Below are 514 nucleotides of genomic sequence, written 5' to 3' on the forward strand. Positions count from 1 at the left end.
GATAATGGAACAAAGCAATTAATACTTTATGATTTTAAATTCAATCTTTCAAATCTTGAGAGTTATGCTTCTTATAGAAATGGAACTTCGAAATTGTGTTATGTTCAGAATGTAAGTGCAAGATATTATCTGCAACCAAAAACTGAATTTGATAAAAAAGAAAACACTCTGACTATAACGAAAACGGATGTCGAGAAATACCGGCTTTTAGAACAAATGCCGATTTACACAAAACTTCCATTGGATTTATTTGTTGGATATAGTTCGGATGAGCAAAATGGCAAAACAAACATTGAGGTAAATCAAATAAAATCAATTGAATTATTAAAAAAACCAAGTAAGGTATCACTTGATATAATTGAAAACGCTCGAAAGAAACAAAGTGAAAGTGAAAAAGAAGAAGAATGGGTTGACTATCAGCCACCTGTTTGGTATCACGAAATAATTAACAATCAAGAAAGAATTGATTATTTGTCTAAATTCTTTTAAACTTAAAAAGTACTAGTGGCAACAA

The 514-nt window shown here is 29.6% G+C and carries 1 protein-coding gene; it reads left to right on the forward strand.

The features are described from left to right. Positions 1-489, forward strand: a 489-nt coding sequence (locus Q1A01_RS23680) for a hypothetical protein (RefSeq protein WP_299686049.1), incomplete at its 5' end; no start/stop codon positions are given. Positions 490-514 lie beyond the last annotated feature (25 nt).

The organism is uncultured Dokdonia sp. (assembly GCF_947492815.1).
In the GTDB taxonomy this organism is placed as follows: Bacteria; Bacteroidota; Bacteroidia; order Flavobacteriales; family Flavobacteriaceae; genus Dokdonia.